Source organism: Polyangium sp. 6x1 (assembly GCF_029946515.1).
GTDB lineage: Bacteria > Myxococcota_A > Polyangia > Polyangiales > Polyangiaceae > Polyangium.
The window spans coordinates 40,445-64,635 of sequence record NZ_JARZHH010000034.1; the positions used below are offsets into that span (position 1 = coordinate 40,445).

The window sequence follows — 24,191 nt, forward strand, 5'->3', positions numbered from 1 at the left end:
ATGGACGGCTGACGACCCCGCGCGGCTGCATTAGGCTCCCTCCTGAGGACATCATCCAGGGGAGGGGCTCATGATGCGTGCTCGATTGGCGGGTATTCTCGCTCTCTCAGGCTTTCTCGCGATTCTCGGGTCTTTCTCGCCCTCGGCGCGGGCCGAATCTCGGCAGCAGGCCAGGGCGCAACGCGCGCCGCGGGCCAGGGCGACATTTCACGCGAACATCGACGCGCTCACGCGGCAGAACCAGGCCTATCGCCGGGTGCTCTTCACCGCGAAGCGGATGCAGGTCGTGGCCATGAGCATCCCGCCGGGAGGCGACATCGGGGAAGAGCAGCACAAGCATGTCGAGCAGGTGCTTTTCCTCGTCGAGGGAGAAGGAAAAGTCGTCGTCAATGGCGTCGCGTCGCCGTTCCGGCCTGGTGACGTGGTGCTCGTGACGCCCGGCGTCCGCCACAATTTCATCAATACCGGCAAGACGCCGCTCAAGCTGTATACGCTCTACGCGCCCCCGAACCACATCCCCGGGCGGGTCCAGCAGACGAAGGCGAATGCAGAGGCGGACCGCGAAGACGAGGCGTTCGGCGCGCAGGTTCGGTGAGGTTGTTCGTCGCCGGTCCGCCACGTCGAAATGTAGTCGCCGCCGCTCGCCTCTCGCCCCTTCCGTCCGGAACGAGGATCTGGAAAAACCAGGGGTGATCTGGTTCGAATTTTTTAATGCGGGTGCCGCATCGCCGTTAGCAGGGCGACGTGCGTACCACTTTTTCGCCGCCGAGAGCATGCTGCGGGGCATCATTGCACTGGATTCTGGCGTCGACCTGAGAGAGGCTGTCTTCCAGACACCCTACGGTCGGGGCCTCGGGGCGCCGGCCATTCCGCCTCTCGCGAGGCATGGAGACCGTGCTCATGAATCAACGCCTTCTCGTGATTCCGCTCCTTCTGGCCTCGTTCGCCTTGGGCTGCGGCCACTCCGAGGCCGAGTGGAGAGCGCAGCTCGCCAAGTACAACGAGCTTCAGGACTCCAGCGAAGCAAAGAAGGCCGAGCTGGAGAAGCAGCTCGCCGAAGCCAAGCAGCACGTTGCCGACCTCGAGAAGCAGCTCCAGGACGCCGGCGCGGACGTGAAGAAGATGAGCTCGACGCTCGAGGACCAGGAGAAGGCCCTCGCCGAGTACAAGGCCCGCGCCAAGCAGCTCGAGGCCATCAAGGCGCGCTTCGACCTCCTGCGCAAGAAGCTCGACGAGCTGACCAAGCTCGGCCTCGCGGTCAGCATCCGCAGGAACCGCATGGTCATCTCGCTCCCGGGCGACGTGCTCTTCGATACGGGCAAGGTCGAGCTGAAGAAGGAAGGCGAGGACATCCTCAAGAAGGTCGCCCAGGTCGTCAAGGCCGACAAATCCCTGGTCGATCGTGATTACCAGGTCGCTGGTCACACCGATAACCAGCCCCTCAATGGCGGCCCGTACCAGGACAACTGGGGCCTGTCCTTGATGCGCGCCCGCTCGGTGCTCTTGTTCCTGGTGGGCAAGGGCGGGGCGCTGCCGCGCTCGCACTGGAGCGCCGCGGGCTTCGCCGACACCGACCCGGTGGCGAACAACGGCACGAAGGACGGGCAGCAGAAGAATCGGCGCTGCGATCTCATCGTCGTGCCCGACGTCGACGAAATGATCGATCTCACCAAGCTCACGAAGGAGTGAGCGCCCGGGGCCGCGCCGCGGCTCCCTTCACTCGGCCGCCGGTCACCTCCGAGGTCCGCGCCCCTGGCGGTCTGCGCGGGAGCCACATGCTCCTGCCAGAAACGTGACCCGGGTGACCGAGCGGTACTATCGTCCCCCACCATGAATGTTCGAGGGACGTTGGCCGTGATCGCCGTGCTCGCGGCGGCTGTGGCCGGGACCGTCGCTTCCCCCGCTCGCGCCCAGAATGCCCAAGCCTCCGCCCGCGCCAGACAGCCGGTGATGGAGGTGATCCGCCGGATCGATCAGCGCCTACGGACCACGCGCTACGTACACGTCACGCGTGTCGACGAGCGCGTGGGGCGCTACGATTTCGACTGTTCTGGCATGGCCGCGTGGGTGCTCTCCCGAGCGGCCCCTTCCGCCCACGCCGCCGTGATGCGGCGCAACGGGAATGGTCGCCCGGTGGCCCGCGACTACCATGATGTGATCGCTGCCGCGCCGAAGGATCGTTCGCGCGGACCATGGCTGCGCGTGGCGCGAATGGCCGACGTCCGCCCCGGCGACGTCCTTGCGTGGCGCAAACCATCCACCATCGTGTCGCAGAATACGGGGCACGTCGCGTTCGTCGTCGCGCCCCCGCAGCGGCTCGATCGCGCCGGCCACCGCTATCTGGTGCGTATCGTCGACGCGACGTCGATTCCACATGGCGACGATACGCGCGCGGAGGGCAAGCGAACCGGTTTCGGGTATGGCACCATGCTGCTGTACCTCGACGACCCGCACGGCGAGCCCACCGGGTTCGGCTGGTTTGGCTCTCCGAAACGTATCGATTTCCGCACGCATGTCGCGATTGGTCGCGCTGTCTTGTAGCGACAGCGAACGGTCCGCCCTCATCCCTCCTCTCCGCCGGCGGCTTTTTTACTCCCAAGATCCTTCTTGTGGATCGAATTTGGCGAAAGACTCCGACCCCAGCGCCGCTTCCGAAGCCCATTGCGAGATCTCGAAGATGGCGTCGCTCCCTGCCGGGCACGAAAGAAAGAGCGCATAGGGTGTGAGGAGCGCCTCGGCACCGAAATCGGAGGAAAACAGACGGCCTCGTTCGGTCTTCTTCTGTTCTTCCCACCCGAAGGCGAGCCGCTCGGTCAGCTCTTCCATTTCCGCTTCCGCGAAGCGATCGAGGACGTGCTCACCCAGCGCCTCGCGTTCGAGCGCTTCGAGCAGCTGACGTGTCTTCGTTTTGAACTTCGTCTGGATCCGGCGCGGGAGGATGTAAACGGCGTAGCTCATGAGGGGGCATTCTAAAGGAGTGCGGCGTGTCATCCAATCCGTAGCATTGGGCGTCGCTGGCTCCACCTCCCGCGCGTCTTCATGTATGAGCCGTCTTTGTTTGTTTTACAACATCAACAATAACGTTGTACTTGTCTACAGTAAGGTTCCACTTGATTGTGCCTCACGAAATGTGTAGTAAGCGATGGGTCTGTGCTGCGGCTAACTGCTGTTCATGAGGGGAGCGCCATGCCGCAGTCGAACGACGATCGCCCGTCGCGGTGATCGCTTGAGGAGCACCATGGACGTCGCTACTTTCTCAACCGATAACGCTCAGAGCCTCAACGTCGGCCGATCTTCAATCGGCTCGAACACTCAGGTCCCCAACGTCGGCCTATCTTGCAGCCCTGCGCCGGTCGTCTTCAAGGACACGCTCTACGTGTTCCACCAGGGCTCTTGGGAAAGTGGTCAGGTTCGGTACACCACGAGCACCGATGGGGGCACCACGTGGAGCCAGGACACGCAGATCGGCGGCTTTAGCATGTCGTATAGTCCGTCCGGTGTCGTCTTCAACGACAAACTCTACGTCTTCTACCACGGAGGCGGTAAGAACGGCCAAGTCTGGTACACCACCAGCACGGACGGTAGGAACTGGGTTGCTGACAAGCGGATCTCCAATGTCGGCATCACCGAAAGCCCTTCCGCGGTCGTCTTCAGGAACAAGCTCTACGTCTTCCACCAGGGAAGCGGAGAGAACGGCCAAATCTGGTACACCAGCACCACGGACGGTAGCACGTGGGGCGCCGATACGCAGATTTCGGGCGTCGGCATGTCTGCGGCCCCCTCGACGGTCGTCTTCAATGATCGACTTTATCTCTTCTACCAGGGCAAAGGTGCGAATGGCTTGCTGTACTACCAGACGTTTGACGGATCGAACTGGTCCGCTTATGTCACGATGTCGAACGTTGGCATAACGGCGAGTCCTTCTGCGATCGTGTTTGGTACCAGCCGCCTCTATGTCTTCCACCGTGGGGGCAGCCAGACCGGTGAGCTCTGGTTCTCATCCACCACCGACGGTTCGAGCTGGTTCGCCGACCAGAAGGTCAACGGCGCCAGCGCCTCCTGGAGTCCAGGGGCGGTCGAGTCCATGGGCATGCTCTCGGTCTTTTATCAGGGCGGGGGCAACAACGGCCAGCTCTGGACGTATGTCCACGATAAGATGGAGATCGTCAAAGTGGAGTACGATCTGGACCAGGCCCAAACGACGGACAGGCACTTGGCCGTCATGTATACGACAACCGTCAACAATGACACCGATGTGGAGCAGACGCCCCAGACGGAGTTGGCCGGGTCCACGGAGGAAACCTCCTACTTCGAGAACAGCGAGACCTCCACCATCACCCTGGAGGCCGGCGTGCAGTTCATGGCGGCGATCCCCGTGGTGAAAGGCGAGGTGAGCGGCGCGCTCACGCTGGGCCTCTCGGAGGAGTCGACCCGAACGTACGGCGAAACGACGACCATCAAAAAGGCGTACAAGAGAACCGTCCCCGTGACCGTCCCCCCGCACTCCTCGGTGGAGGTCACCCTCACCGTCGAGAAGTGCACCCTCGATGTCCCCTACACGATGACCTTGCGCTCGAAGGACGGGATCGAAACGACGTGCCAGGGGATCTGGAAGGGGCTCACGAGCTGGAACGACGACGTCACGTACGGGGACCCCACGCGCCTGAAGTAGGCCGGTCGTCTCGCGCGGTGAGCAGGGCCTCCCGTTGCCCCCCGGCGGGACGCACGCGCAGCTTTCCGACCAGAAACGACAAGAGGCCGGCGCACGGTTCGGTCATGACGAACCAGCGAGGCCGCCCGGACGAATCCAGGCTCCCGCCGACGGTCATTCGCTGAAAATCAACAATCACCTCCGAGAACCATCGAATGGGAGGCCCGCGCCTCACCCACCGGCGAGGCACTCGGGATTGCAGCGCTCGGCGATGCAACCATCGAGTCGCGTGGCGTCGTCGGAGGGCTCGAAGATCTCGCCGCACCTGGCGAGGCAGGTCTTGAGCATCGCAGCACGGTCGCTGTCTTCGAGCACGGGCATTCCGGCGGGAAGCGGCATGCGGCATCCCATGCGGCACCCGAGCGCCTGGGCCGCGCCGGCGGTGAAGGCCACAGGCGGAGAACAGCAACGAGACTGGACGCACGGAGCACAGGACGCGGACAGGCTCTTCGTCATCGTGCATTCGGCGACAGGCGCGGGGCTCACCGGCGCCGGGGGCGCCTCCTCGCTGGGCATGCTCGTCGAGGCCGAGGTGGGCGCGGGGGTCGGGGCGGCGACGGGGCTCGGCTCTGAACCGCCACACGCGACGAGGAAAACGCCCAGCACAGGTACAGGATGAAGTTTCATGCGCGCACGCTATAGCACTCTCGCGCGGGTCCACCGCCGCGTCGTCGACCATCGCAGGCGCCGCAAGCGCGCCGACCGAGGCGGTGCGCAGGTTCATGCCCGGGCAGCGCATTGAACCCGTGGACGAACCTTTCTCTCCCAGGCAACGACCGGAAACGACAAGAGCCCGGCGCACGGTTCGGCATAACGAACCAGCGAGGCCGCCCGGACGAATCCAGGCTCCTGCCGCCAGCCGGCCCCCGCGAACTGGCACGAAACAGAAGTCAACGGCGCAAGTAGCGTTTACATGAGCGGGGCCCCCTTGCACGAGGGGGCCCTCGCGGCGCTCGGCAAGGCGATCGAGCGAGCACGCCGCAGGAGCCTGCAGGGCTTGAGCGGCGCTCGCGCTTTGACGCTCAGGGCGTCGTACCGGCGATATGTGCCTTCACAAACTCATAGGCCAGATCGCCGATGGGACTGCATAGGTCTCGACCAGAAGAAATGGACGCCAAGAAGTGAACGCCGCCCCAGTTACGGCTCATTCCGCATATTTCCTCGAATTGCGTCCACGTCGCGAAGCTCAACGTGATATCCTGCGCCGGTGTGATGCCCGGCTCCACGAGCGAGGAGCCCTGGGGGATCGACACGACCCATCCAAGATTGTCGCTCCCGAGGAAACGGCGGCTGGCCTCTGCGTGCGCGGCGCAGAAGCACGCTGAGCCGGACGGATATTCGGGGTGATCGGCGACATTCAAGTAACTCTTCCACTGAGAGGCTGGGAGATCGGTGACCGTGCCCTTGCCAGGACCACCCCACGCTTGGACGGGTGTATCTCCATAAAGAACGCGAATCGCCGTAAAAGGCCGTACGGCGTCGTAGCGAAGTTTTTCTTGCCAAGTGGCGATGCCGCCGTCGAATGCCGCAAGGTTGACAAGGAAGTCAAGCTGAACGAACTCGTCCAGCGTAAGCCCATGGGTCGCGGCGGCGAAGGCTGTCGAGGCCCCGAGACTACGGATCTTGTCATTGAAGAATTCCGCAGTCATCTTCTGCGCGTCCGTCAGTGCCGCTGAAACCTGTAGCACCTGGTCGGCCTGTTCCTTGTAATCGGCGAAGCCGACACCCTTCCCGAACCCATTCCCTTTCCACCTGCTCATGAACGGCGGTGGTGAGAAAAATATGCTCGGATCGGCGTAAGAGAACGGCGTGGTAACGCTCCACTGCGGGGTCACGAACTGCTGCACCAGGAAAATCCCGTTACCCGTCGTGGTAATGTTCGGCTGCCACCGCGAGGCATCCTTGACGACGTAGGCTGTATTGACGGGTGAGTAGCCCAGATAATCGGCGTAGGGCTGGCAATTGTAGAGGCAACCGCCCTCATCACCGAGCTGGTTCATACCGTCATGCTCTCTGGCGCTCACCACTGCTGCGCCCGCCACATTGCCTATGCCGACCGCTGTCGTGATGTCCGTGGAGGTATCGTTCGGGTCGAGACCAACCGAAAGCAACATGTCGGTCCACACATCCGCCTCTTTCGGAATGAGGCTGTTCAGTGTGCGATATGATGCATACAAGAGTGCGATGTTCTTGTTGCGGTTCGTCACGGACTCCCCGGGCGGCCGCCGTCCAAGGCGCGAGTATACCCCCACCGTGGTCGGACCGTAGGGAGCAATGGCATCGAACCATGCTGTCGTAGTGACCGCTGTGACGCGAAGAATCAGCGACGCGTCACTCGGGCTCACGGTCGATAAAATCACCGGAGCCGCGGTTTGCACGACGACCTCGAGGGCGGCGTTTCCAGTGTCCAAATCGAATGCGCTCGCCGGCCGCGCAGAATGTATGGCAGCAAGCGCGAGTCCAGAAGCGAGTAATGTTTTAATGATGTTTGTGGAACGCATACATCCCCCTCTATTGATTTTTCGCAGTGTTGCGCGTTTTTCGGTTCGTGCAAGCCGCTTGTTGCGCTGGCTCGAAATCGCGTATTGGTTGTACGTTATTGACGCTTTCGACCGTTCCTGAGCTATGGATGGCCCGCCGTTGACGGACGATCCGCCCCTAACGCGTCTAGGACAAATGAGCCAAGAGTTCCGCCTCCTCGGACGTGCCCGCGCAGGACTTCTGGTCCGTCGTCGTCTACGATCCGCAGACGCGCTCCGAGCTCCAGACGAGCCAACCGTTTCCGAGCAAGAACAGCCAGCGGAGTGAACTCGCAAGGAACACGGATGGCTCTTATGACCTCTATTTCGGGCCGAAGCAGCCGCCCGAGAGTCCCCCGAACAACGAGATCGATACCATCGAAGGAAAGGGGTGGTTCGGTATGCTCCGCCTCTACGGGCCGCTGGCTCCCTGGTTCGAAAAGACGTGGCGCCCTGGCGAGATCGAGCTGATACGCGCCGCATCCCCCGGCGCAACAGGCCTCTGATCGCGCCAGGAAACGGAAATGAGACCTCAGCTCTGCGTTTCTTGATCAACGCGCGACGGCGACGCGACGGCGCGAGAGCGTCTCGGAGAGGCTCTCGTGGAAGTGCTTCCTGTACTCGACGCGAAACCGCCCCGCACTGCCGAAGCCCATCAGGCGGGCGAAGCGCGCGGCGAAGGGGAAGCAGGGATCCAAGACGCCGGAGGGGTGAGGCGCCGGGGGGCGGTTGCTTTCGCACGATTTCCCTCCCGCGATGCGCCCTGCCACCTCGCGCCCCCTTCTCGGCCTTCGGCGGATCGACTATTCTCTTGAGCTCATGGTGCGAGCCTGGATCGTCCGCGCCACGGCTCGGGCCCTCGTCCTGGCCTCGCGCTAGGACCCCGCCCGCCGCGTCGCCGTTCGATCCGTTCACGGTGCTCGTCCGTATTGGGGAGCCATTTCTTCTCATGCTCAGGAGCTCGTCATGCGCATTCTCGTTCTCATCCTATCCTTGTTCCTGCTGACTGCTGCCGCGCCGACACCTGCGCTTGCCACCCCCTCGGTGGTCGTACGGCCCGTGGCCTTCACGGTCACGAACCCATTGGAGCTCGGTGTGCTCCGGACGGTGCGGGGCTCGCTTTATCTCCCCGCCAACGCCCCCCTGTGCCGGAAGTCGGTGATGCTCCTCATCCCGGGGCTCTCGTACGGCGCCTGGGCCTACGACTTCCCGCTCGAGCCAGACACGTACTCGGTCGCGCGCGCCCTGGCGTCCCAGGGCTTCCCGGCGGTCGCCATCGACAATCTGGGTTATGGCGCGTCGGATCACCCCAATGGCTACACCCTCACGGTGGAGTCCTACGCGGCGATGACGTCGCAGATCGTGACGCAGCTCCGGACCGGTCTGTACCAGACGTCTTTGCTGTCCTTGCCCATTGCGTTCACGCGGGTCGGGCTCATGGGCCATTCGGCGGGCACCGAAATCGCCGAGCTGACGGCCGGCCTCTTCGGTGGTGTCGACGTGGTCATTGCCACGGCGTACACGCACGTTCCCACGCCGCGCATCTTGACGGACTTCACCACGGGGGACACCGTGCGCGCCGCTCTGTCCGATCGGGAGTACTTCGGTGGGACGCCGGAGCAGCGGACCGAGTACATGTACAATCTCTCCGTCGCGGATCCGGCCGTGGTTGCTCTCGACACGGCGATGGCCGAGCTCACACCCTCGGGCGAGATTCTTTCCATGAGCTCACAGCCCTCGCGGCTGGTCATGCCCCTCATTACCGCGCCTGTGTTGCTGGTGCTCGCGGAGCAGGACATTCTCTTCCCGCCGGACGTTTTGGGGGTGCCCGTGGGCGAGCTGGAGCTGGCCCTCTTTGCCTTGTCGGGGGACAAGGAGCTCTACGTCGTCCCCGACGCCGGGCACTCGTTCATGCTTCACACGAATGCGCCGGAGACCAACGCTGTCATCGTGGATTGGCTGTCCGAGCGAATTCCGGCTTGCTAGCATTTCGCCGTCACGCTGGTCGACGGAGATGGGGCGCAGCGGTGTTTGGTGTCGATCGCGAGCCTGTCGATCGCTTTCGAGGTTACCTCCGAGCCCTGCTCTTCCCCCGGATCCGTGGACAAGTACGTTTGTCCACGGGAGCGGGGGAAGAGCACTGCGACGAATGCGGGGCCATTCGTCGCGAGCGCGTGGTCAGCGGGCCGCCACGCAGTGCCAGCCGCCGGCGGCGATGGCCTTGATGCCGGTGAGCTCCGGCAGCTCGACCAGCTTGTCTCTGGTGGTGATCAGGGTGCCGTCGCCGAGCTGGCCCCAGTTGTTGGCGCCCCACATCCGCACCGTGCCATCCCGTAGCAGCACGAGGCCGTGCCAGCCGCCGGCGGCGATGGCCGTGACGCCGGTGAGGTCGAACGCCCTCTCCGGCGTGGCGCTGTACCCGACGGTCGGGCGGTTGGCAAGCTGGCCCCAGTTGTTGAGGCCCCAGACCCATACCGTACCATCCTCGAGCAGCGCCATGCTGTAGCTCTCGTCGAAGTCGGCATTGGTGCTGGCCGCGATGGCCTTGACGCCGGAGAGGTTCAAAACCTTCACCGGCGTGTCCATGCTGGCGCTCACGGTGCCGTTGCCGAGCTGGCCGAAGTTGTTTTGCCCCCAGGACCACACCGTGCCGTCCTCGAGCAGCGCCAGGCTGTGCCGCCAGCCGGCCGAAATGGCCTTGGCCTTGACCCCGCCGAAATCCGAGATCTTCACCGGCACGGGCTTGCTGGTGGTGCTGGTGGTGGCGGCGTTGCCGAGCTGGCCGTTGCCGTCGTAGCCCCAGGCCCAGATCTCGCCATTCTCCAGCAAGGCGAGGCCGTGCCAGCCGCCGGCCGAGATGGCCTTGACCCCGCGCAGCCCGACCACCTCACCGGCGCCCTGAATGCCGACGCTGCCGATGCCGAGCTGGCCATAGTCATTGCGTCCCCAGGCCCGTACGGTGCCATCCTCGAGCAGCGCCAGGGATTGCCAGGTGCCGGCGCTGATGGCTTTCGCGCGCAGCCCGAGCTTGCTGAGGTGCGAGACCTCCACCGCTTTGGTCGGGGTGGTCGTGGTGTCATCGCCGAGCTGGCCGAAGTTGTTGGCGCCCCACGCCATCATGGAGCCATTCTCCATCAGCGCCAGGTTATGCCAGCCGCCGGACGCCAGGGCTCGGACGCCGTAATCGGTGAGGTGCGACAGCGTCATCGGCTTATTGCGGATCGGTTCCGCGTCGCCGTCCGCCTGCCTCCAGTTGTTGGCCCCCCAGGCCCAGTCCACCGACAGCGTGGGTGTCACCACGGTGCCCGGCTTGAGAAGCTCGCCCGTGAGGGTCCGGGACAGCCCGCCGTCCTGCGACAGCCACGCGCCGCAGCGGAAGATCCACTCCGCGCCGGTCGCCTCGTCCTTGATCAGCACCTTGTCCAGGAACCAGGCCGCGGCGTCGCCGGTGTTATCGTGGCGAATGGTGACGCTCTGCAGATCTCCCAGATCCGGAGACTCGATAGGGAATCTACGGGTCGTGCCGACTCCGAAATCGCCCGCGAGATTCTGCTCGGGGGTGGCGCCGAGGGCGCCCTTGAGGGTGATGTAGACCTTGGCGCGCGTGTCGGCGTGTTGCTTGGTGCCGGTGATCGCGGTGACCGTATAGCGTTTTGAAGACATCGTAGCAGTCCTTGCTTTGCCGTGCGCCAACGAGGGTGTCTCGTTGCTTACGGTGCCGCCGTACCTCAGGTCGGTTTTCCAGTCACGGCTTTTGCCGAAAGAGCAGGAGATCGGCGCCCGGTCCGGGGGGTGACGGAACCGACCTCGGAGGTGGGGTTCGAGCTTCGCGCGGCGCTCGGAGCCAACGCCGAGGTTCCCTTCGAGGCCCGCGCGGAGCTCCAACCCGACCTTCGAGGTCACCTTCGAGGTCCGCGCGGAGCTCCAACCCGACCTTCGAGGTCACCTTCGAGGTCCGCGCGATGCTCCGAACCGACCTCCGAGGTTCCCTTCGAGGTCTGCGCCGAGCCGCGAACCGACCTCCGAGGTCACCTTCGAGGTCCGCGCGGCGCTCGGAGCCAACCTCGGAGGTCGGTCTTCGTATCCCGACGCACTTTCTCTTGCCCCTTGCCAGCCCTTCTGTGCGAGCTGTACAGTCCCGTACCATGACAGCATCCGTCCGTGACCTACAGATCGGGGAGATGATCAGTGTCTCTGCGCACTGGCTCGCTCCCGAACACAAGCCCGTTCTCCTCTCGATTCCGGAAACCGCCCCGCTCGTCGGTCGGATCGAGATCGTGCACGCGAACCTCGTCGCGGCGCGCGATGGCGACACCTCGTCGTCCGCGCTCCGCGCCCTCGGCGAGGAGGCCGAGGGGCTCGACGATCGGCACGATCACCTCTCGCGCACCCTCTTTTATTCGATGCTCGCGGCCCAATATCACGAGCTCGGGAAGGCCGTGCCCAATGAAGCGAGGGCCGAGGCCATCGAGAGCGCGCGGGAGGCGCTTTTTCCGCATCGTCTCAGCATCGTCTCGGCCTCGTACCAGGCGGAGGCGGGCAATGCCGCGCAGATCGCGAAGCTCGCCGAGGGCGAGCTTGCCCCCCTGCTCGAAACCATTCACGTCGACAAGGACACGTCCGCGAAGGACGTCGCGCTGAAGCTCGGGGAGACAGGAAAGCAGCTCGGGGCCGTCGAGAATCAGAAGCCGCAAGCCGCCGCCGAGGCGCAAAAGAATGCCATTGCGCCCGCCGAGGTCCGAAAGCGCATGCGCGCGTGGGCCACGCTGGCCGAGACGATCCTGGCGAACCTCGAACAATCGATTGCGCCCGCGGCTGCGGTGGACGCCATCCGCGCGCCATTGCTCGCGGCGGCGGAGAAGGCGACGGCGCGGAGGCGGGCAAAGCGAGCGGCGAAGGGGAAGCAGGGGGCCGAGACGCCGGAGGGTTGAGGCGTCCGGGGGGGGGCGCGGTTGACGTTCTTGTCGACCCCGTGGGAGCATGTCCCTGTGAAACCGTTTTTCCGCGCCGCGGCGATCGGGCTGATCGCCCTTGTTCTCCCGAGCTGTTCGATCATGGATCCGGATGACCGTCAGGCGCTGCGTGATCGCCTCGCCGGGATGATGCCTGAAGACATCTTCCAGTTGCGTAAAGGGGCCATGAACGGGAGGGGGATCCTCTATTTCAAAGAGAGGCCAAGCAACGATAAGGTTGGCAAGCTCTACTGCCGTGAGTATGTCGAGGGTCAGTGGCAAGATTGGAAGGGGGACAAGGAATGGAGGGTCGACGACGTCCTCGACTGTCTCAGAAATGATCCCTTCAACGTGAGCTATCTCGACTGCAAGGATCAGTTTCTGTCCACGGAAACTACGTTGAAGAAGGGCGATATCATGGCGCAGCAGACCCCCGGCAAGGATGTGGAGTGCCGGTTCGAGTTCGATTGGCGGTACGAGCCCGACATCCTCCCCGAGGAGCTCTGGAAGGCCGAATCGATCTCGTTCGACGAGATGATCGACTTCCTGGTCAGCCTCCCCGCGCCCCCACCGGGCTTCATTGCGCCCGAGCTCGCGCCCTTGCTTTGCCCGCTCGGCGCAGGACCCGGGTGGGGGTGCCCGAGCGATCCGTACACCGAGACCGATCCGCCGGAAGGGGGAGGGTGACGTGAAGCGGGATCGAACCCTCGACCCCAAGCCCATCGCGAAAGGGCCGAGCGCCGCGCTAGAGGAGGAGCTCACGCGCGAATCTTATTACGTGCAGGACATGGCCGAGAAGGTTGCGATCGCGCGTGAGAAGGAAAAGCTCATCCAACGGGCGTTTTGTGATCCCGTCCCGGCGGAGGACCTGGAATGGGCGCGGCTCCACCGCGAACGAGCTGCGCGGAACTTGGAAGCGTCACGGTGGACCAACGCGGGGCAATGGGCGTACGAGGCGTATGTCGCGAGCGCGGGCGGCACGTTCGAGGGCCGTAGCGTGCCATGGAACAGCCGCGAGGTGCATCACGAGCCATGGTGCGACTTCGGTGACCGCGTGGCGGGCGCCCCCGAAGGCGAGAGCAACGAGGAGACTCTGGTCGCCGCGCTAACCTCATTTGGAAGCCGCACGGGACAGCAAGCGCCGACACCGTCGGAGCACTGGCTCGCGGCAGCCCGCGCCGTTCGAACGAATTGGGCGGACAGAAAGGCGCGCGCCCCGAAAGCGCCCCTCGAACCCGTGATAGGATCGGTCGTCCCTCCGGGTACGAAGGAGCGAATCCGTGAGCTCCGGATGAAGCGAGCCGAGCTCAAGATCCTCCCGCTCGCGCCAGGCCCCTCCGCCGCGCGCGAGGCGGAGCTCGCGCGCGAGCTTTATTGCACGGTCGATCCTGCCGAGAGGGAGGCGCTGCTCGCGGCGCTCCTGGAGCTCGACCGCCGGGCGAAACAAGACCCCATCCCCGAGGAGGACGCGGAATGGGCCCACGCCCATCGGGAGGGTGAGCGTGGCCTCCTGCGAAGGATACGCGCCGCGCGCAAGGACATTGCCGCCGAGCTCGCCTACCGCGCGTATTGCGAGACCGAAGGCATACCGGTAGACGAGAGGGCGCTCGCGACTCGCCTCCCGGACGAGTTCTACTGGGTCGGCGATCGGATGATCGACAAACCCGAGGAGCCCGAGCGGGAGACGCTCGCGGCGGCCCTCGCCGTGTATGCGGCCTGCACGCGAAAGGAGCCTCCGCGCCCCTCGGAAGCCTGGCTCGCCGCGATCCGCAAGGTCCGCGAAGTTATGCCGAAGCCCCAGAAACCATGAATCCCCGTATCATGGTCACGCTCTGCGCGCCCATCCTCGCCGCGTCCCTCCACGCCGGCACGGCCCACGCGGAGCCCAATGCCTGGCAATTCGACGTCAAAGCCTCCTACGTCGTCCTCGGCGACCACGCCAAACGCTCGACCGGCGGCCTCATGCCGTCCCTCTCCGCCCGACGCACCATTGCCCTGCGCGAAAACCTATCCCTCGGCCTCGGCGCTCATTTGGGTGCCTTCGGCCTCTTTCGTGACCCGGCCTGGATGGGCGTGCTCGGAGGCCCGCTCCTCAGCGCCAGCCTTCGACCTCTCCGCGCCCCCGTGTCCTTCGAGCTCGCCGCGCACCTCGATTTCGGCCGCGTCCCCATCTGCAACGCGTGGGGACTCTGTTCACGGTATCTCGGCCTCTTTCCCGCCATCCATCTCGGGCTCGCGTACACGCTCGCGAACCACCTCGCCCTCGTCGCCGCCTGCGGCGTCCGCCTCCTCCGCACGCTCGCGTGGACCGGCGTCAGCGTGGAACCCGCGGTCGCCGGCAGGGTTTCCTTCTGAGGGACTTGTCAAGGCCCAACCGAGGCTCGATCCCCTACGCCCCGCCCGTCCGCGCGCTCTCCTCGGGCGACGTGGGGGTCTCCGGCGTCGAAGCCGCTTCGGTCCGAGATTTCCACAGGTGATGGATCAGGCAGATCGCAGAAATCGTCCACGCGATCTGCGCGGCTCGATGCTCGGGGAAGCGGCGGAGGAGCTGGAACATGAGCTCCCACCGCCGCGACCATTCAAACGGGCCCTGGATCTGCTCGCCGGGGATGAGGCAAAGCACCCCCGCGATGAAGCTGCACCAGGCCAGGGTCTTCCGTTCCGTAGCGTCTAGCATGTGATAGCCCCGCGCAGGATACCCGCGCGCGCGCCGAGCCTAACGCAAACCGCCCCGCGAGGGGAAGGGGAGGCAAGGGAAGAGGTGCGGCGGGCGAGAATTCGCGCTAATGGGGGGACGCCCCATGAGCTCCGCCACCGGAACGCCGCCCATCGACGCCAGCACGGCCCCCGAGGCCCTCGAAGAAGCGCCAAACGAGGCCTCCGATGCCGCGCCCGCGGGCTCGGCCGAGACGCCGAAGGGCCTCGGGTGGCTCACGTGGCACCTCCAGGGCTACTGGACGATCATCCGCGACGTCTACCTCTCGATCGACCGGCGGACCCTCGGCTTCGCCCGGATCATGCTCGGCTTCCTCCTCGTCATGGACCTCCTCCGGCGCACGCCGGACTGGCTCCACATGTACTCCGACAAGGGGGTCCTACCGACGCACGTGAACCTCTTCCGGCCGCAGGCCTGGGGCGCCTTCACCCTCTTCAATGCCTTCTCCACCGCCCCGGAGCTCTGGGCCCTCTGGGCGATCCTCCTCGTCACGTTCACCTGCGTCCTCGTCGGCTACAAGACGCGGATCGCTCACGTGCTCGCCGCGATCTTCGTGGCCAGCATGAATGGCCGGATTCTCCTCATCGAGAATGGCGGATACGTCGTTTTCAACCTCCTCGTGATGTGGACCGCGTTCCTCCCGATGGGGGACCGCTTCTCCGTCGACGCCCTGCTCGCCTCGATGCGCCGTCGGAGCGAGGCGAACGCGGACGAGCTCAACGACCGCACCGACGTCATCGATCCGCGGCGCCTCACGCCCCACGTCTCCCTCGTGGCCGGCGTCGTCCTCCTCCAGATCGCCGCCATTTATTACTTCAACGTCATTCACAAGACCGGCGCCGCCTGGAAAAACGGGACCGCGGTCCATTACGTGCTCTGGGTCGACCGCATGGTGACGCCCATCGTGGCGTTCGCCCGCCAGATCACGCCGCCCGCGCTCCTCATCGTGGCCACGAAGTTCGTCCTGATGGCCGAGGCCACGATCCCGATCTGCGTCGCCACGCCGCTCGGTCGCACCTGGGCTCGCAGGCTCGCCGTCGCGCTCATGTGCGTCCTCCACATCGGCTTCGGCGCGACGTTCGTCCTCGGCCCCTTCGCCTGGGCCATGTGCGTCTTCTCCACGCTGCTCTTCACCTCCGACGACTGGGACCTCGCCGTCCGCACGATGCGCCGCACCCACCGCGCGCGTGTCGTCCTCTTCGACGCCTCGTCCGGCGCCTCGCTCTGGCTCTGCCGCGTCTTGAAGCGCCTCGACCGCTACGAGCTGCTCACGTTCCGCGCCGAGGAGGGCCTCACGCGTGGCATCGCCGTCGAGCGTCCGAAGGACCACGTGCGTCTCGAACGGAGCGCCGCGCTCGCCGACATCATCGCCGCGTTGCCGCTCGGCCCCGCGATCGCCTGGCTCCTCCGCGTCCCTGGCCTCTCGCACCTCGTCGACGCGATCTGGAACGCCGTCACGGCCCGCGACGTCTCGCGTTTCTTCGGCCTGCGTGTCCCGCGCGCGCCGGGCGTGGTGAAGAGCGCCGAGCCCTCGCCGCTTCGCCGCAAGGTCGGGCGTTTCGTCATCACGCTGCGCGAGCTCGCGATCGTCGCGATGCTCGCGGGCGCGGTGAACCAGGCGATGGTCGAGCTCTGGGTCGTCAACCGCCGCGTGAAGGTCCCGCATCCCGAGCCGCTGCGCGTCCTCGCGCAGAAGATGCGGTACCTCCAGGGCTGGTTCATGTTCTCGCCGAACCCCGTCATGGACGACGGCACGATCATCGTCGACGCGAAGACCATCGACGGCCGCTCGATCGACCCGTTCACCGGCAAGCCGCCGGAGTTCGACCTCACGAAGGCGCAGAGCCTTCGGTACAACCAGATCTGGAGCGACTACTTCAACCGCATGCACCTGCCGGCGAACGCGGCGTACCGGGACGCGATGCGGGACTTCATCTTCCGCTACCCGGAGCGCACGGGGCGCCCGGAGGACGCGATCGTCTCGGGGGACGTGTACTGGGTGCAGGACATGAACCCGCCCTTCGGCAAGACCGAGTCGTACAAGCTGGAGAAGAACAAGCTGTTCTCCTTCGAAAACCCCGCCACCCGCGGCCAAGCGAAGCCGTGAGCGTGAGCGGACCGTCGAAGGCGAAACTTTCGTCTTGACTCGTGAAGCTCAATCAGTAGAGTCCCGCGAGTCGCTGACGGGCCTGTAGCTCAGTTGGGAGAGCGCTAGAATCGCACTCTAGAGGTCGCAGGTTCGATCCCTGTCAGGTCCACCAAGACCAACCCGCAGCGAGATGACGCCGTGTTCCGAACTGGAACACGGCGTTTTTCGTTTTCCATGCCCCCCGCTCCCGCCGGGAATGCGCCGGGCCGAGGCCGGCGCGCTCGGAAACGCGGGAAAGGAACTGCGCGGCGGACGTCGTTCGAAGGCTTGCGACCGCCTGCTCGCCTCCACAGGTTCGCGATCGGACGGCACGAGGGGGGAGGTCTGGGCGGACCCCTGCGCTCTCGTCGTGCCCATGCACCGCCGCGGGTCATCACCCGCGAGCGACCGAACAAGGGGGGTATCAGAATGAAGAAGCAGCTCGTTGCGCTCGTCGCGGCCGGTTCGGCAGTCCTCGGCACCGCTTCGCAGGCCGATGCACAGCCGTACGACCTCATCGAGGCACCAGAGGGCGTCGAGATCCGCGGGCTCGTGTACAACGGGACCGGTTGCCCGCAGAACTCGGTCGCAGGCACCCTCTCCGCGGACTTCAAAGCCTTGGAGCTCGTCTTCGGGGCCTTCACCTCCGAGGCGAGCCCGGTCGGCTTGCCGAGCGAGGCGCGCAAGTTCTGTCAGCTCACCGTCGATCTTGGCTTCCCGCAAGGGTACAGCTTCTCGATCGTCTCGGCCGACTACCGCGGCTACGCCGACCTCGAGGCGGCCGTCGTCGGTACGCAGACGTCGAGTTACTACTTCACCGGCGGCCTCGGGTACTCGTTCCGCACGAAGCTCGTCGGTCCCTTCTCGGAGAACTACTTCCGCCGCGACAACCTCGCGCTCGAGGCCGCCATCTGGTCGCCGTGCGGCGCGTCTCGTCCGCTCAACATCAGCACGCAGGCGGCCGTCTCGACGCTCGCGAACCGCGCGGGCAGCGGCCTCATGACGCTCGACTCGCTCAGCCTCGTCGTGCGTCAGACGTACGGGATCATCTGGCGCAAGTGCTGACGCCCTCGTGAACGAATGACGGGCCTCCGGACGAACGTTCGTCCGGGGGCCCCTTCGTTTCAGGTCAAACCTTCGAGGTGGCTCCGGTCGTTGATGCAGAGGATCCGCACGGTGTCGCCCTGGCGGTCGACGCGCTGCACGGAGCAGTTGTCCACGCGGAAGACGACGGGCGGCGGCGCCTCGGCCGGGACGCCGAGCAGGTGGTAGAGGAGCTGGTTGATGGCGACGCCGTGGCTCACGAGCACGATGCGACCTTCGGCGCCGCGGGCGAAGAGGCCCTCGACGAAGCCCGCGATCCGGGCCCGGCAATCGGCGTTCGACTCGCCGCCCGGCGGGCGGTAGAGCGGGTCGCGCGCGAGGAGCGCCCGCCACACGTCGGGGTGGCGCGCCTCGAGGTCGGCGAACGAGGTGCCGGTCAGATCGCCGAAGTCGCGCTCGCGGAGCGCGGGGTCCGCGACGAGCGGCAGGCCCGTCTTCTCGACGAGGGGCGCGGCCGTCTCCAGGGCGCGCGGCAGGTCACTCGCGTAGATCGCGGCGACCGGCTGCTCCGCGATCCGCCGCGCCACGGCGTCAGCCTCGCGGCGCCCGCGCTCGGTGAGCGGCGAGGGGCCGTGCCCCGTGAAGAAACGATCGCGGTTCCCCTCCGACTGACCGTGGCGAACGATGATGAGTTCGATGTGCATGGTGCGAGAGCGCTCTGCCCCTTGGCGCGCAGCATAACGCGCCCGCGCGGGTGAGGACCACGAGCCGCACGACTTGATGCCTGCAGGCATCGATATGAATTCTTCTTCATCCAGCAGGATCGGGCCTCTTGTCGGGGTGACGCGTGCATCGACTGCTGGTACGGAACTTGATGGTAAACCTGGGTTGCATCCGATTGCTTGGAGAGGACGCATGAGAAGAAGAACGGCCCTCAGCGGCATCGTCGCCACGCTCATCTGCGGGGCGGCGAGCACCGCGAGCGCAGATCCCGCGCTGCGTTTCCAGGTCACCCAGCGGGGTGACTTCGTCTTGATCGGCAACACGCTCGCGCAGGACTGCGGGCCCACGGTGCCGCCGCTCGTCCCGGCGCCGGTCGTCGGCACCCTCGGCGCCTGCGGCACGAACACGAACGACTCGGCGCCCGACGTGTACTGGCAAGCCGACGCGCCCGGGGCCGGTCAGGCCACGGCCAGCACGATGGTGGGCGCGAGCGCCGCGCGGACGACCGCGGTTCTGAGCATCCCGATCGGGGCGACCGTCACGCACGCGTACCTCTACTGGGCGGCGCGCAGTTCGACGGGCGTGGCCGATCTCAACGTGACCCTCGACCGTCCCGCGCCGTTCCCGAACGCGTTCGCCGAGGACGTGGCCGCGCTCGACTCCATCGCCGGCGACCCGCTCTCGAACATCGACGAGTACTACCAGTCGGTCGCGGACGTCACGGCGCTCGTGCAGCAGTACGGCTCGGGCCCCTACCGCCTCGGCGGCGTCGACTCGGTGGCGCTGACCAACCTCAACAACAACTCGGTGTTCGCCGGCTGGTGGATGGTCGTCGTCTACGAGCTCCAGAGCGAGCCGCCGCGCAACATCACGCTCTTCGACGGCTTCGACGAGATCAGCAGCGAAGACGTGGACGGCATCACGGCCACGATCTCCGGCTTCAACGTGCCGCTCGCGGCCTACAACGCGAAGCTCGGCGTCGTCGCGTACGAGGGCGATGATCAGCAAGGCGGCGACAGCCTGAGCTGGGACGCGAAGCTGCTCTCCGACGCCCAGAACCCCGCCAGCAACTTCTTCAACGGCACGCGTTCGAGCCTTGGCGCGCCCGTCTCGGTGATGGGGGATCTGCCGCAGCTCTCGGGCATTCCGCGGAGCATGAGCGGCATCGATCTCGACATTCTCGACATCACGAGCATCGTCACGCCCGGCTCGACTGATGCCAAGCTCGTCGCGAAGACGTCGAGCGACGGCTACATCCTCGGCGGCTTCATCACCGCGATCTCCACGCTCAAGCCCGACTTCACCTCGTCCGCGAAGAGCGTCTCCGATCTCAACGGCGGCGTGGTCAACCCCGGCGACGAGCTCGAGTACACGATCGTCGTCAGCAACACGGGCGACGACACCTCGAAGGAGACGGTCCTCACGGACAAACTCCCCGCCGAGGTCAGCTACGTGCCCGGCTCGCTGGAGATCGTCACGGGCCCGAACATGGGCGCGAAGACGGACGCGACGGCCGACGATCAAGGCGAGTTCGACGCGGCTTCGAGCACGGTGATCGTTCGCCTCGGCGCGGGCGCGGATGCCACCGTCGGTGGCAGCCTCAACGTCGGTGAGACGACCTCGATCCGCTTCCGCGTCACGGTGAACCCCGGCGTCGGCGGCAGCATCATCAACCAGGCCGTCATCAACGCGAGCGGCACGCAGGGCGCGCCCTCCGAGGACACGCCGACCGACGGCAACGGCGGCGATCCCGGCGCGCCTCCCACGGTGATCATCGTCGACTCCGACGGCGACGGCCTCTCGAACGACGACGAGAACGGCAGCGGCACCGATCCGAACGACGCCGACTCGGACGACGACGGCGTGATCGACGGTGAGGAGCCGCAATGGAACATCGACTCCGACGGCGACGGCCTCATCAACGCGCTCGACCCCGACAGCGACAACGACGGCTTGCTCGACGGCACTGAGCTCGGGCTCGACTGTTCGAACCCTGCGACCGACGCCTCGAAGGGCGCGTGCCGCCCCGACGCGGACATGGGCGCGACGAAGACCGATCCGCTCGACGCCGACACCGACAACGGCGGCGTCTCCGACGGCTCCGAGGATGGAAATCTCAACGGGCAGATCGATCCCGGCGAAGGTGATCCGAACGTCCCCGCCGACGACAACACGATCGCCGACACCGACGGCGACGGCCTCTCCGACATCGTCGAAGGCACGCTCGGCTCGGATCCGAACGACGCCGACAGCGACGACGACGGCGTGATCGACGGCCAGGAGCCGAACCCCTCGATCGACACCGACGGCGACGGCGTGCCCAACGTGCTCGACGCCGACAGCGACAACGACGGCCTTTTCGACGGCACCGAGCTCGGGCTCGACTGTTCGAACGCCGCGACCGACACGAGCGCCGGCACCTGCAGGCCCGACGCGGACATGGGCGCGACGACGACGAGCCCGATCGACGCCGACACCGACGACGGCGGCGTCTCCGACGGCTCGGAGGACGGGAACCTCAACGGCCAGATCGATCCGGGCGAGGGTGATCCGAACCTTGCCGCCGACGACATCACGATCGTCGACACCGACGGCGACGGCCTCTCGGACATCGTCGAAGGCACGCTCGGTACCGATCCGAACGACGCCGACACGGATGACGACGGCGTGCCCGATGGCCAAGAGCCGAACCCGGCCGAGGACACGGACGGCGACGGGCTCATCAACGCGCTCGATCCCGACAGCGACAACGACGGCCTGCTCGACGGCACCGAGCTCGGCTACGACTGCAACGGAGCCGGGACGAACACGGCCGTCTGCGTGCCCGACGCGGACATGGGCGCGACGAAGACGAGCCCGATCGACCCGGACACGGACGACGGCGGCGTCTCCGACGGCTCGGAGGACACGAACCTCAACGGCCAAATCGATCCGGGCGAGAAGGATCCGAACGATCCGAGCGATGACAGCACTGTCGTCGACACGGACGGCGACGGCCTCTCCGACGATCTCGAAGAGACGCTCGGCTCGGATCCGAACGACGCGGACTCGGACGACGACGGCGTGCCCGACGGCCAGGAGCCGAACTTCAGCATCGACACGGACGGCGACGGCGTGCCCAACGTGCTCGACGCCGACAGCGACAACGACGGCCTGTTCGACGGCACGGAGCTCGGCAAGGACTGCTCGAATCCGGCGACCGACCAGGCCGCGGGTCACTGCGTGCCCGACGGCGACATGGGCGCGACGAAGACGAGCCCGATCGACAAGGACACCGACGGCGGCGGCGTGTCCGACGGCTCCGAGGACGCGAACCTCAACGGCGTCGTCGATCCGGGCGAGGGCAACCCGAACGATCCGAGCGACGACAGCACGATCGTCGACACGGACGGCGACGGCCTCTCCGACGATCTCGAAGGCACGCTCGGCTCGGATCCGAACGACGCCGACAGCGACGACGACGGCGTGATCGACGGCGAGGAGCCGAACCCGAGCGACGACTCGGACGGCGACGGCATCAAGAACGTCGTCGATCCGGATAGCGACAACGACGGCTTGCCCGACGGCCTCGAGATGGGCAAGGACTGCTCGAATCCCGCGACGGATCCGGCGGCGAACATCTGCAAGGCGGACGCGGACAACGGCGCGACGACGACGAGCCCGATCGACGCGGACACCGACAACGGCGGCATCCCCGACGGCGTCGAGGACGCGAACCACAACGGCACGGTCGACGGCGGCGAGACCGATCCGAACGATCCGAGCGACGACGTCGACAAGGAATGCGCGGTCGACGCGGATTGCGGCGGCCCGACGAGCGGCATGGTCTGCAACGGCAGCAACGCTTGCGTCGAGGGATGCCGCGGCGTCGGCGGCAACGGTTGCCCGTCGGGGCTCGAGTGCTCGTCGACGGACAGCACCATCGGCCAGTGCGTGAATCCGACCGGCACGGGCGGCGCGGGCGGCGAAGGCGGCGGCGGCACGGGTGGTACGGGCGGCGCCGCGGATGCCGGCGTCACGCTTGCTGGTGGTTGCGCGGGTTGCGCGGTCGCGACCGACGACGACGCTTCGCGTGGCATGCTCGCGGCGCTCGGCGTCGCGCTCCTCGCGTTCGGCCGTCGCCGCCGGCGCGCCTGAGCCCACGAAAAAGGGGCTCGGCCTTCGGCGCCGAGCCCCTCCTTCCCCCCGTTCATCTCTCCAAACGCGGGCTCACTTGCAGCAGAAGGTCACCGCACCTTCGGGCGTGAGCTCTCCCGTCGGCTGGCCGCCCTTCGCGGTGCAGTTGCCGCTCGGCGTGGCCGGGACGGCCTCGATCGACCACGAGTTCGAGTCGAGCTGTCCGGTCACGTTCCTGCACGTGTCGCTGTCGAGCGCGATCGGGGCGGTGCTGGCGCCTTCTGCCACGCAGTTGTCGAGATCGTGGAAGCGGTACAACCCGCCTGCGCACGTCGTGCCGGCCTCGCACGTGCACGCGCTGCACGCGCGCGTGTCTGCGGCGCTCTTGTAGCTCACGACCTGGGAGAAGCCGTCGGGGCAGGCGTGTTCGCCTTCCTGCCGGATGCAAAGGCTCTCCGTCGCCGCGGGCTTCGGCGCGCACGCCGATCCGGCGCCGCAACCGCCGTTCGAGGTCTTGGCGGCGCACGCCGTGATCTTGCCGGCGAAGGGCTCCTTGTTCTGGAGCTCGCTCACGGAAGGCGGACAGCTCCCGGGCGACGTCACGGTCGCCGCCCCGTTCAGGCGGCAAGCGAGCGCGCCTGCGAAGCCGAGCAGGTTCGTCGGTTTGGCGCAGGTGGCGCCGTTCTGGAACGCGCCCGACCAGTTGTCGCCGCCGCCCAAGCACATGGTCAGGTTCGGATAACACTGCAGGCCCGGCATCGAGCACGCCGCGCCTTGCACGTCCCCGCAGGTGCACGCCGAACACTCGGCGGCGCCCGCCGGATCCGTGAAGAGCGCCTCGGGCGCCGAGCCGTTCGCGCAGGCCCCGGGCGCCGCGTCTCCTTCCGCGGTCCACGCGTACGACCAGCCCGACGGCGCTTCGTCGACGCAGGCAAACCCTGCGGTGCAATCGTCGTCCGCGCAGTCGACGTCGCCGTCGTCGTCGTTGTCCGCGCCGTCGAGGCAGTTTTCGGATCCGGTCGTCCCGGCGCCTGTACCGCCTTGCCCGCCCCCGGCGCCGCCTGCGCCGCCTTGCCCGGCGGAGCCCCCCGTGTTCGTGCTGTTTCCGGCCCCGGCGGAACCGCCGGTCTGGAACACGTCGGACGTATCGGTGCCGCATCCGAAGAGCGACGCGCCGAGGAGGGTGAGCGCGCCGCCAGCCAGGGCGGTGGAGGCGACGACGGAGAGACGCAATGTGCGACGAGGCCGAACGCGGGTGAACATGGCAAGCTCCCGGGTTTTC

General features: G+C 66.3%; 20 protein-coding genes, 1 tRNA gene and 1 pseudogene. 14 read left to right on the forward strand and 8 right to left on the reverse strand.

Going from position 1 to position 24,191, the window contains the following annotated elements; translation table 11 throughout:
* Positions 1-70: 70 nt before the first annotated feature.
* The 3 genes from QHF85_RS28250 (at position 71) to QHF85_RS28260 (ending at position 2,541) form a co-directional block, all read left to right on the forward strand.
* On the forward strand, positions 71-595 hold the full coding sequence (locus QHF85_RS28250) for a cupin domain-containing protein (protein ID WP_281330447.1): 525 nt from the start codon (positions 71-73) through the stop codon (positions 593-595).
* Between the two features lie 305 nt (positions 596-900).
* The gene (locus QHF85_RS28255; protein ID WP_281330448.1) at positions 901-1,689 is read left to right on the forward strand and encodes an OmpA family protein; all 789 of its coding nucleotides are present in this window, start codon (positions 901-903) and stop codon (positions 1,687-1,689) included.
* Between the two features lie 165 nt (positions 1,690-1,854).
* A complete protein-coding gene (locus tag QHF85_RS28260; RefSeq protein ID WP_281330449.1) occupies positions 1,855-2,541 on the forward strand; it encodes a hypothetical protein in 687 nt (228 codons plus the stop codon).
* Positions 2,542-2,589: 48 nt separating this feature from the next.
* On the opposite strand, the gene QHF85_RS28265 is transcribed toward QHF85_RS28260, so the two are convergent.
* Complete coding sequence (locus QHF85_RS28265; RefSeq protein ID WP_281330450.1) at positions 2,590-2,991, reverse strand: hypothetical protein; 402 nt, start codon at positions 2,989-2,991, stop codon at positions 2,590-2,592.
* Positions 2,992-3,238: 247 nt separating this feature from the next.
* Between QHF85_RS28265 and QHF85_RS28270 the strand changes: the two genes are divergently transcribed.
* Complete coding sequence (locus QHF85_RS28270) at positions 3,239-4,672, forward strand: aerolysin family beta-barrel pore-forming toxin (RefSeq protein WP_281330451.1); 1,434 nt, start codon at positions 3,239-3,241, stop codon at positions 4,670-4,672.
* Between the two features lie 210 nt (positions 4,673-4,882).
* On the opposite strand, the gene QHF85_RS28275 is transcribed toward QHF85_RS28270, so the two are convergent.
* Both QHF85_RS28275 and QHF85_RS28280 read right to left on the reverse strand, forming a co-directional pair.
* On the reverse strand, positions 4,883-5,338 hold the full coding sequence (locus tag QHF85_RS28275) for a hypothetical protein (RefSeq protein WP_281330452.1): 456 nt from the start codon (positions 5,336-5,338) through the stop codon (positions 4,883-4,885).
* A gap of 395 nt (positions 5,339-5,733) precedes the next feature.
* Positions 5,734-7,212 (reverse strand): vanadium-dependent haloperoxidase, encoded by a 1,479-nt coding sequence (locus QHF85_RS28280; RefSeq protein WP_281330453.1) that lies wholly within the window; start codon positions 7,210-7,212, stop codon positions 5,734-5,736.
* A 197-nt stretch (positions 7,213-7,409) separates the two neighbouring features.
* Here QHF85_RS28280 and QHF85_RS28285 point away from each other — a divergent pair.
* Positions 7,410-7,736: pseudogene (locus tag QHF85_RS28285) on the forward strand (DUF1214 domain-containing protein); the annotation flags it as partial.
* 45 nt (positions 7,737-7,781) lie between these two features.
* On the opposite strand, the gene QHF85_RS28290 reads toward QHF85_RS28285, so the two are convergent.
* Positions 7,782-7,928 carry a hypothetical protein gene (locus tag QHF85_RS28290; RefSeq protein ID WP_281330455.1) on the reverse strand — a complete coding sequence of 49 codons (147 nt, stop codon included), beginning with the start codon at positions 7,926-7,928 and terminating at the stop codon, positions 7,782-7,784.
* Positions 7,929-8,196: 268 nt separating this feature from the next.
* Here QHF85_RS28290 and QHF85_RS28295 point away from each other — a divergent pair, with 268 nt between their 5' ends.
* Entirely contained in the window at positions 8,197-9,216 is a 1,020-nt protein-coding gene (locus QHF85_RS28295) for an alpha/beta fold hydrolase (protein ID WP_281330456.1), read from the forward strand.
* 192 nt (positions 9,217-9,408) lie between these two features.
* On the opposite strand, the gene QHF85_RS28300 is transcribed toward QHF85_RS28295, so the two are convergent.
* Complete coding sequence (locus QHF85_RS28300; protein WP_281330457.1) at positions 9,409-10,893, reverse strand: PLAT/LH2 domain-containing protein; 1,485 nt, start codon at positions 10,891-10,893, stop codon at positions 9,409-9,411.
* 482 nt (positions 10,894-11,375) lie between these two features.
* Between QHF85_RS28300 and QHF85_RS28305 the strand changes: the two genes are divergently transcribed.
* The 4 genes from QHF85_RS28305 to QHF85_RS28320 are packed head-to-tail and all read left to right on the forward strand — an operon-like array spanning position 11,376 to position 14,537.
* Entirely contained in the window at positions 11,376-12,161 is a 786-nt protein-coding gene (locus QHF85_RS28305) for a hypothetical protein (RefSeq protein WP_281330458.1), read from the forward strand.
* Positions 12,162-12,218: 57 nt separating this feature from the next.
* Positions 12,219-12,869, forward strand: a complete 651-nt coding sequence (locus QHF85_RS28310) for a hypothetical protein (protein ID WP_281330459.1) — start codon at positions 12,219-12,221, stop codon at positions 12,867-12,869.
* A 1-nt stretch (position 12,870) separates the two neighbouring features.
* Positions 12,871-13,992, forward strand: coding sequence for a hypothetical protein (locus tag QHF85_RS28315; RefSeq protein WP_281330460.1), 1,122 nt, complete (start codon positions 12,871-12,873; stop codon positions 13,990-13,992).
* The gene (locus QHF85_RS28320) at positions 13,989-14,537 is read left to right on the forward strand and encodes a hypothetical protein (protein ID WP_281330461.1); all 549 of its coding nucleotides are present in this window, start codon (positions 13,989-13,991) and stop codon (positions 14,535-14,537) included. Before QHF85_RS28315 ends, QHF85_RS28320 begins: the two co-directional genes overlap by 4 nt.
* Before the next feature lie 34 nt (positions 14,538-14,571).
* Here QHF85_RS28320 and QHF85_RS28325 read toward each other — a convergent pair whose 3' ends face one another.
* A complete protein-coding gene (locus tag QHF85_RS28325; RefSeq protein WP_281330462.1) occupies positions 14,572-14,859 on the reverse strand; it encodes a hypothetical protein in 288 nt (95 codons plus the stop codon).
* A 124-nt stretch (positions 14,860-14,983) separates the two neighbouring features.
* On the opposite strand from QHF85_RS28325, the gene QHF85_RS28330 reads away from it, so the two are divergent.
* From QHF85_RS28330 to QHF85_RS28340, 3 genes are all read left to right on the forward strand, one after another.
* The gene (locus QHF85_RS28330) at positions 14,984-17,005 is read left to right on the forward strand and encodes an HTTM domain-containing protein (protein ID WP_281330463.1); all 2,022 of its coding nucleotides are present in this window, start codon (positions 14,984-14,986) and stop codon (positions 17,003-17,005) included.
* 78 nt (positions 17,006-17,083) lie between these two features.
* Positions 17,084-17,159 (forward strand) — tRNA-Ala (locus QHF85_RS28335).
* A gap of 296 nt (positions 17,160-17,455) precedes the next feature.
* A complete protein-coding gene (locus QHF85_RS28340) occupies positions 17,456-18,091 on the forward strand; it encodes a DUF4360 domain-containing protein (protein WP_281330464.1) in 636 nt (211 codons plus the stop codon).
* 59 nt (positions 18,092-18,150) lie between these two features.
* Here QHF85_RS28340 and QHF85_RS28345 read toward each other — a convergent pair whose 3' ends face one another.
* Entirely contained in the window at positions 18,151-18,774 is a 624-nt protein-coding gene (locus tag QHF85_RS28345) for a histidine phosphatase family protein (RefSeq protein ID WP_281330465.1), read from the reverse strand.
* Positions 18,775-18,985: 211 nt separating this feature from the next.
* Here QHF85_RS28345 and QHF85_RS28350 point away from each other — a divergent pair, with 211 nt between their 5' ends.
* Positions 18,986-22,930, forward strand: coding sequence for an MYXO-CTERM sorting domain-containing protein (locus tag QHF85_RS28350; RefSeq protein ID WP_281330466.1), 3,945 nt, complete (start codon positions 18,986-18,988; stop codon positions 22,928-22,930).
* Between the two features lie 72 nt (positions 22,931-23,002).
* Here QHF85_RS28350 and QHF85_RS28355 read toward each other — a convergent pair whose 3' ends face one another.
* Positions 23,003-24,172, reverse strand: coding sequence for a hypothetical protein (locus tag QHF85_RS28355; protein ID WP_281330467.1), 1,170 nt, complete (start codon positions 24,170-24,172; stop codon positions 23,003-23,005).
* Positions 24,173-24,191: the final 19 nt, after the last annotated feature.

Bases quoted from the DNA above. Each gene is read 5' to 3' on its own strand.
- QHF85_RS28250 (WP_281330447.1), top strand. From the start codon at position 71: ATGATGCGTGCTCGATTGGCGGGTATTCTCGCTCTCTCAGGCTTTCTC.
- QHF85_RS28255 (WP_281330448.1), top strand. From the start codon at position 901: ATGAATCAACGCCTTCTCGTGATTCCGCTCCTTCTGGCCTCGTTCGCC.
- QHF85_RS28265 (WP_281330450.1), bottom strand. From the start codon at position 2,991: ATGACACGCCGCACTCCTTTAGAATGCCCCCTCATGAGCTACGCCGTT.
- QHF85_RS28270 (WP_281330451.1), top strand. From the start codon at position 3,239: ATGGACGTCGCTACTTTCTCAACCGATAACGCTCAGAGCCTCAACGTC.
- QHF85_RS28275 (WP_281330452.1), bottom strand. From the start codon at position 5,338: ATGAAACTTCATCCTGTACCTGTGCTGGGCGTTTTCCTCGTCGCGTGT.
- QHF85_RS28280 (WP_281330453.1), bottom strand. From the start codon at position 7,212: ATGCGTTCCACAAACATCATTAAAACATTACTCGCTTCTGGACTCGCG.
- QHF85_RS28295 (WP_281330456.1), top strand. From the start codon at position 8,197: ATGCGCATTCTCGTTCTCATCCTATCCTTGTTCCTGCTGACTGCTGCC.
- QHF85_RS28300 (WP_281330457.1), bottom strand. From the start codon at position 10,893: ATGTCTTCAAAACGCTATACGGTCACCGCGATCACCGGCACCAAGCAA.
- QHF85_RS28305 (WP_281330458.1), top strand. From the start codon at position 11,376: ATGACAGCATCCGTCCGTGACCTACAGATCGGGGAGATGATCAGTGTC.
- QHF85_RS28320 (WP_281330461.1), top strand. From the start codon at position 13,989: ATGAATCCCCGTATCATGGTCACGCTCTGCGCGCCCATCCTCGCCGCG.
- QHF85_RS28325 (WP_281330462.1), bottom strand. From the start codon at position 14,859: ATGCTAGACGCTACGGAACGGAAGACCCTGGCCTGGTGCAGCTTCATC.
- QHF85_RS28330 (WP_281330463.1), top strand. From the start codon at position 14,984: ATGAGCTCCGCCACCGGAACGCCGCCCATCGACGCCAGCACGGCCCCC.
- QHF85_RS28340 (WP_281330464.1), top strand. From the start codon at position 17,456: ATGAAGAAGCAGCTCGTTGCGCTCGTCGCGGCCGGTTCGGCAGTCCTC.
- QHF85_RS28345 (WP_281330465.1), bottom strand. From the start codon at position 18,774: ATGCACATCGAACTCATCATCGTTCGCCACGGTCAGTCGGAGGGGAAC.
- QHF85_RS28350 (WP_281330466.1), top strand. From the start codon at position 18,986: ATGAGAAGAAGAACGGCCCTCAGCGGCATCGTCGCCACGCTCATCTGC.
- QHF85_RS28355 (WP_281330467.1), bottom strand. From the start codon at position 24,172: ATGTTCACCCGCGTTCGGCCTCGTCGCACATTGCGTCTCTCCGTCGTC.